The organism is Oxobacter pfennigii, from assembly GCF_001317355.1.
Classification (GTDB): domain Bacteria; phylum Bacillota; class Clostridia; order Clostridiales; family Oxobacteraceae; genus Oxobacter; species Oxobacter pfennigii.
Genome location: NZ_LKET01000020.1, coordinates 1 through 2,219 on the forward strand (window position 1 = coordinate 1; position 2,219 = coordinate 2,219).

Below are 2,219 nucleotides of genomic sequence, written 5' to 3' on the forward strand. Positions count from 1 at the left end.
AGGCGGAAACCCAGTGACAAAGGATGCCTGTATGCAGATAGGTGCCGATGCTTTTACAACCAACGCCGCAGAAGGCGTAAAAATATGTCAGGGGTGGGTGAAATAAATGAATGGACAAGGTTTGCTTCAGGAAAGGATACAGCTTTTTAAAGATACGGTTAGGATGGAAAAGACAGCAAGGGTACCTCAGGTGTCCAATTTCTGGACATGGAAGATTTTAGACTCGGAATATAAACTTAGTGAAGCATTATTAGACTATGACAAAATGTTCAGGCTCGTTTGCGACTTCCATGAAAGATATGGGTTTGACGGCTACATGGATTTAGGTACAAGAAATCCTGTAAAAGTTACAAACTCTCTTGGCGGATATCATTATATAATAGATGATGAAAAGGAAGTCTTAAATATCGATGATCAGGTATACCTGGAAGCTGAAGAGTATCCTGAATTTGCTGAAAATCCGTTGAAGTTCATATGGACAAAAATTATGCCCAGAAAATATAAAAAGCTTAATGAAGAAGGGGCGCTGGAGCTCATTCAAAATACCACAAATGAGTTTCTGGCATTCAGCGATTACAACAGGAGAATCGGTGAAAAGTTCTTAAAGGATTATCAGATTCCTTCAATGATGAATATACAGGGAAATATGCTGCATCCCTTTGAAATGCTGTTTAATTTTCTCAGGGGAATCAAGGGCTTATCCTTCGATATAAGAAGGAATAAGAAAGAGCTTATGGAAACAATAGATTCCCTATATGAAGTTTTTGTAAAGCCCTCGCTGTCGGCACTGGAAGGACCAAAAAGTGAAACGGCTGCCTTTGATGCATTTTCAGGGCTTTTAGCCCACAGTATTTTAAGCCCGAAACAGTTTGGTGAAATTTACTGGCCTATATTTAAAAAGATAATTGATAAGGTTGTAGAAACTGACAAGACAATATATATTTTTGCAGAGAGCACAATGCTCCAGTTCTATGAATATTTTCAGGATATTCCTAAAGGGCATGTGGTTATACATACGGAATTGGACGATGTATTTGAATTAAGGAAAAAGCTGCCCAATATCTGCATTGCCGGCGGCATGCCGGCAGATTTGCTTGGAAATTCAGATCCACAGACCTGCATAGACTATGCAAAGAAACTTGTGGATGAATTAGGCCGGGATGGAGGATATATATTCAGCCAGAATAAGATGATGTCCTTCAGATACGACTGTAAACGTGAGAACCTGCTGGCTGTTACTGATTTTGTCCGGGATTACAGGGGATAGGAGGAGATAAAAATGAATGATGATGTGAAATTAAACACATGGCCGGAAGGATGGAATGAGGTTATAAAGACATTGGCATTCCTGCCGGATGATAAATCCAGAAATGAGTTTTTAGCAGCCATGGTGGTGTTTTTAGCTCAGATGTAAAATTAAAGCCTCCATAGAAGGAGGCTTTAATTTTACAGAAGCATATCAGCAGCTGTTTGTCATAGCCAGGGCTTTGACAACGGCAAGGTGAGCATTCATATTGGAAATTGGTAGGCAGCTGCACCGCTAAAAAAGGCTATTTAGGCGCTTATTTACCGTTCAGTAATTTCAACTGGAGAACGGTGAATACTACAGGAACAACGAAATTTATAAGAAAACCGCCGATAAAAGAACTGGGGATGCAATAGATACAATAGATAAACAGTTTCTCATAAAGAATTATTCCAAGGCTTTATACAACATGACCAACATAGTGTAATCAGCTTTTTCATCTATAAACTCTATATTGGCGGCAGTATCGCTCTGCTCTCGCTGGTATTATGCGCACAAATGTACCTCCAATAAAGCTTCTTAGGCTTAGATAAATTCCTTGAAAACATATTCAGTTGATAACTTCTCTTCAATTTATGTAGGATGGCATGTGTGACTGAACTGTCCCCTCTCCCGCCTCTCCCGGCCCCTCACCGACCCAAAGACTTCAACAGAACAGGATAGTGCAAAAAGAAGAAGATAAGTCAAAGGAAATCAGGCAAAAAAAGCAGTAATTGTATACTATCAAAAGATGTAAAACTACAGCTTTTGAAATAAAGATGAAGGGAAGTATACATTATGGACCTGAAGTTGCTGACTCAGGCAGTGGGAGATCTTGACGAGGAAAAGGTATTGGAGATGCTTAAAGACTTTACGGCAGCAGGGCCAACTGAAGAAGAGGCTCAGGCGGTAGTAGCTGCCTGCCAGCAGGGAA

At 40.2% G+C, this 2,219-nt stretch carries 2 protein-coding genes and 1 pseudogene; all 3 read left to right on the forward strand.

The window, feature by feature from the left end:
• Positions 1 to 106: pseudogene (locus OXPF_RS22960) on the forward strand (cobalamin B12-binding domain-containing protein); the annotation flags it as partial.
• Complete coding sequence (locus tag OXPF_RS03080) at positions 107 to 1,267, forward strand: uroporphyrinogen decarboxylase family protein (RefSeq protein WP_054873743.1); 1,161 nt, start codon at positions 107 to 109, stop codon at positions 1,265 to 1,267. It begins immediately after the preceding pseudogene.
• 12 nt (positions 1,268 to 1,279) lie between these two features.
• Entirely contained in the window at positions 1,280 to 1,414 is a 135-nt protein-coding gene (locus OXPF_RS23285; RefSeq protein ID WP_278308337.1) for a hypothetical protein, read from the forward strand.
• Positions 1,415 to 2,219 lie beyond the last annotated feature (805 nt).